At 44.1% G+C, this 4,616-nt stretch carries 6 protein-coding genes; all 6 read left to right on the top strand.

The window, feature by feature from the left end:
• The coding region (locus MR847_RS04540; RefSeq protein WP_287723062.1) for a UDP binding domain-containing protein at positions 1-427 on the top strand (427 nt) is incomplete at its 5' end.
• A gap of 48 nt (positions 428-475) precedes the next feature.
• Complete coding sequence (locus MR847_RS04535) at positions 476-970, top strand: oligosaccharide biosynthesis protein Alg14 (protein ID WP_100425563.1); 495 nt, start codon at positions 476-478, stop codon at positions 968-970.
• A complete protein-coding gene (locus MR847_RS04530) occupies positions 967-1,440 on the top strand; it encodes a glycosyltransferase (protein WP_100425564.1) in 474 nt (157 codons plus the stop codon). The genes MR847_RS04535 and MR847_RS04530 overlap by 4 nt, the downstream gene beginning before the upstream one ends.
• Before the next feature lie 352 nt (positions 1,441-1,792).
• A complete protein-coding gene (locus tag MR847_RS04525; protein WP_287723061.1) occupies positions 1,793-2,524 on the top strand; it encodes a glycosyltransferase in 732 nt (243 codons plus the stop codon).
• Positions 2,517-3,719: a CDP-glycerol glycerophosphotransferase family protein gene (locus tag MR847_RS04520; protein WP_287723060.1), complete on the top strand. Its 1,203-nt coding sequence runs from the start codon at positions 2,517-2,519 to the stop codon at positions 3,717-3,719. The genes MR847_RS04525 and MR847_RS04520 overlap by 8 nt, the downstream gene beginning before the upstream one ends.
• The coding region (locus MR847_RS04515; protein ID WP_353846836.1) for a glycosyltransferase at positions 3,716-4,616 on the top strand (901 nt) is incomplete at its 3' end. The genes MR847_RS04520 and MR847_RS04515, both read left to right, overlap by 4 nt.

Raw genomic sequence — 4,616 nt, 5'->3', positions numbered from 1 at the left:
CTGTATGCTCGAACGGATGTTCAATACGATTGCTGGCAAAAAAATTGCCGTATTCGGATTTGCGTTCAAGGCGAATACGGGAGACACTCGAGAGAGCCCTGCGAATCTGGTCGTGCGAGATTTGCTCGCCGAACATGCCTTACCGATTGTAACCGATCCTAAGGCAATTCCCGATGCCAAACGGGATTTGGCGGATGTCTTGGACAAAGTGGAATTTGAAGAGGATCCGTATAAAGCGGCTGAGGGCGCACACGCTGTTGTGGTTTGCACCGAATGGAAATGCTTTGCGGAACTCGATTGGAAACGCATTTACAAGGGCATGGCTAAGCCTGCTTTCGTGTATGACGGGCGTAATATTTTGGATGCGGCCGCTCTGCGTGAAATCGGATTCGATGTTGCAAATGTCGGTAAGGGAAAGGCGGAATAACTCGTGGGATTGGGCTTTTCAATCTTTTGACAAAGTCTGAGAAATCAAATGAACCCGGATGCTCGTAAAGACAAAAAAAAAATTTTAGCGGTCGCTTCGATTGGCGGCCACTGGGTACAGTTGTTGCGCATCACTGCGGGACTTTCGTCTGATTACGAAGTCAGCTATGTCAGTTCCAATCCGAAATGGGCGGAATCTGTCTCGGGAAAGTTCTACTCGATTTGTGAATTTTCTCGTTGGGATGCTTGGAAAATGTTTTTCTGCATTCCCTATGTGCTGATGATTCTGCTGAAGGAAAAACCTTACGTTGCCCTTTCGACGGGTGCAGCCCCTGGTCTTCTGGTCCTGCTTTTGGCGAAATATGTTTTTCGCAAGAAGACGGTTTGGGTGGACTCGATTGCCAATGTAGCGAAGCTTAGCGCTTGTGGAAGATATGCTGTAAAATTAGGCATTGATAAAGTTTATACCCAGTGGGAACACTTAGCTGTGGGCAAAGTGAAGTTCGCAGGGAACGTCCTTGGCAAGTTGGGAAACGTTGAATGATTTTTTGTACGATTGGAACCCAAGCTCCATTTGATCGTTTCATCAAGATAATTGATGCGGTTGCGCCTATTCTTCAGGAAGAAGTGATTGTTCAGACGTTGAAAGGCTCGTATGTTCCTCAACATGTGAAGGTTGTTGAATTTTTGACGCCCAAGGAATTTAACGAACTTTTTGCCAAGGCGCGTTTGATTGTTGCCCATGCAGGGATGGGTACGATTATTTCTGCATTATGCCAGGATAAGCCGATCATTGTATTCCCGCGTCGTCGTGAATTGAAGGAACATCGGAGCAATCATCAGATTGCAACAGCGGAAAAGCTGAAAGAACTCGGCTATCTGTACACCGTCGAAACAGAAGAACAGTTGAAAGAATTGCTTTTGACGGACGATCTGAAACCACTTTGTCATATCGGTTCTGTTGCATCGTCTTCTTTAATTGAAGCTGTTCGTCGCGATATCGAAACGCTTTGATTGATCAAGTGGGGGAACACTTGTGAAAACCGTTTTGTTTTTTCCTCAGGCGAAGACCCTAGAAAATTTTTACTTAGGCAATCTGTCTCGAATTATTTCGTCAAACTGCGAAGCGGTCGGAGTCAATCAACTTTTTCATGGACAGTGGAAAAAATTTTTTTCTTCAAGCGCTTGCCACTTGAACTGGCTTGAAAATGTGCGTGGAAAAAATGAGGCACACTGCCTTGCCAACTTTCTTTTCCGTTTGGGATTTTTGATCTGTCTTAAGCTCTTTCGGAAAAAGATTGTTTGGACAGTACACAATAAGGTGGCGCACGATCAAAAGCGCGGCAGAAAATATTCACAAATTTTGATGAAACTTTTGATGGCGTGGAGCGATCAAATCCATGTTCTTTGCGAAGCGACTTTGCAAGAAATTCCGAGCTTAAAAAAGTACCAGTCGAAAGTCATCTGCATTCCGCACGGGGATTATTTTGAAAACTTTGGCAGCGGCTTAGTGAATATTCGGGAAAAATATGGAATCGATCCGTCTAAGAAAATCATTTTTTTTACGGGAAAAATTGGGCCGTATAAAAATTTGGATTTGTTAATCGAATGCTTTAACCGTTCGCATTTGGTGGAATCGAACTTTGCTTTGCTGATTTGTGGAGCCTGTAAGGATTTGGATTACAGGAAAAAGATTTCGGCAATGGCTCAGACGTCGCTGGGGGTTTTTGCGGATTTTCATTTTGTGGAAAATGATTGCATGGGTGATTATTTAATTCAGTCGGACCTGCTGATTGCTCCGTATGATATTTCGAGCTCTTTGAATTCGGGGACGATGTGGATGGCTTTTTCGTATAGCAAGACGATGGTCCTTCCGGAAATCGGCTGTGTGCAAGGAGAAAAGGCGATTGCGGACAATGCTTTTGTTTACCGCTATGCTTCGGAGGCGGAACATGCAGAAAAATTGTGCGAAGTGATGGAAAAACTCAAAACCGAAACGGCAGAGTCTCTTTTTGAAAAGGGAAATCGTTTATATTCCTATATGCAGACGAAATCGTGGGAATCGCACAAACAAGAATGGCTTTCGCTTTATGATTAAAGATTCACTCCGAAAAAACGGAATCGGTAAATACTTGAAATGGCTTGGCATTTTTTTTAAATGCTGTATTGCGAAAGTTATCCTTTTAGGACTGAAGAAAAAATATTCCCATGTGTGGGTCTTTGCCGAACGCGGAGTGGACGCACGCGATAATGCTTTGCATTTGTTCCGTTATGTGCAAAAGAACTGCCCGCAGATCAATGCGTATTACATCATTTCTAAAGATTCTCCGGACCGTAAAAATTTTGCGTCAGAAGAACGCCTGGTGGATTTTGGATCTTGGAAACATTATCTGCTTTACTTGGCCGCCGAAGCGAAAGTGAGTGCTCATATTTTTGGAGGGGCTCCCGAGCACAATCTTTTTTTGCGCATGGCGAAGGTCAAGCTTTTGAAGAAAATCTTTGTGACGGGAAAGTATATCTTTTTACAGCACGGTGTTACTCAAGCGGATGGCCCTTGGCTGCACGAGGACAAGGTTCACTTTGATCTTTTTATAACGGTTTCGGCTCGCGAAACGAAATACATCATCGACTGCTTTGGACATGCTCCGGAAGTGGTAAAGACGGTCGGCTTTGCCCGTTACGATGCTTTGCCTTTGCAACATACGGCTTCAAAAAAGATTTTATTGATGCCGACGTGGCGTCATTTTCTTTCGGGAATTTCGAAAGAAAAGTTCAAGACCTCTAAGTATTTTCAGAATATTTGTGGACTGATCCAGAACGCTCGTTTGCAAAGCCTTCTCAAGCAGTACGGCTACCAGCTGATATTCTATCCGCATTTTGAATTGCAAAAGTTCCTGGCGGATTTTGATGGGCAAAATGAGCAGACCGTTTTTGCCTCGTTTCAAAATTTTGACGTGCAAAAGTTGATGATCGATTGCGACCTGATGATTACCGATTATTCAAGCGTCCAGTTTGATTTTTCGTATATGAAAAAGCCGATTGTCCTTTTCCAGTTTGATCGTGATGAATATCATGCGGGACATCAGGGCATCGGCTATTTCGATCCAGACCGCGATGGTTTTGGCCCAGTCGGTTTGACGGTGGAGCAGACCGTAGATTTAGTGGCTAGCTATTTAGAGCGGAATTGCGAGCTGGAAAATCAATATGCGGAACGGATCGATGTTTTCTTTAAGTACAACGATGCTCACAACTGCGAACGGAATTTTGAAGCCATTCGGGAAATCGTAAAATGAAAGTTCTGTTCGTTTTTAACAATCCACTGAATGCGTTGGCTGGGGGCGTTGAACGCGTCACGGTTTCGGTGATGCGTGGACTTTCGCAGGAAGGCTGGGAATGCTTTTATTTGCAGGATACGGGATCTGCATTGCTTGAAAATGGATTCCCTGTCGATGTGAAAAAGTTTTTTGAAGAACATGCGATTGATGTCGTCGTGCAACAGCTTGCCTACGATGGAGTTATTGCGCGTTATCTGTCTCAAGAGAATTTGAAAATCCCTTATGTTGTCGCTTGGCATACGGCACCGCCGACGTGGAAAAAATCTTGGCGGGTAGCTTGTACTCCGTCTTTTAAGGGGGCTGTAGGCGAATTCAAACGGCTTCTTCGAATTTCTCTTTTCCCTCTGTTTTACCGGAAGGAAGTTAAACGTTTTCTTTCTAGATGGAATGGAGTTTTGCCTCGGGTTTCTCGGGTGCTTCTTCTATCGAAAACATTCGCTCCGGATTTCCAAAAATTGCTCCGGATTCCTTCGGATCGGATTTGCGCCATTCCCAACCCTCTGTCGTTTCTTGAAATTGCAAACCCTGATATTTTGCAACATAAAGAAAAAGAGGTTCTCATCGTTTCTCGTATGAAGGATCTGCAAAAACGCATTTCCTTAGCCTTGAAAATTTGGAAGAGGGTAGAGTCGGACAAACGTTCCGAGGATTGGCGCTTGAAAATCATTGGTGAAGGGGAAGATCTGCAAGCGTATCAGAAGCTCGCCAAAAAAATGAATTTGCGACGGATGGAATTTTTAGGTCGTCAGAATCCACAGCCTTATTATCAAAAAGCATCGCTTGCGATGATGACGTCTTCTTTTGAAGGCTGGGGTTTGACTCTTACGGAATCGCAACAGTTTGGAACTATTCCGC

The organism is Hallerella sp. (assembly GCF_022776125.1).
In the GTDB taxonomy this organism is placed as follows: domain Bacteria; phylum Fibrobacterota; class Fibrobacteria; order Fibrobacterales; family Fibrobacteraceae; genus Hallerella; species Hallerella succinigenes.
Note: the sequence above shows the minus strand (reverse complement) of the source record. Positions and strands in the feature narration are given on the sequence as shown.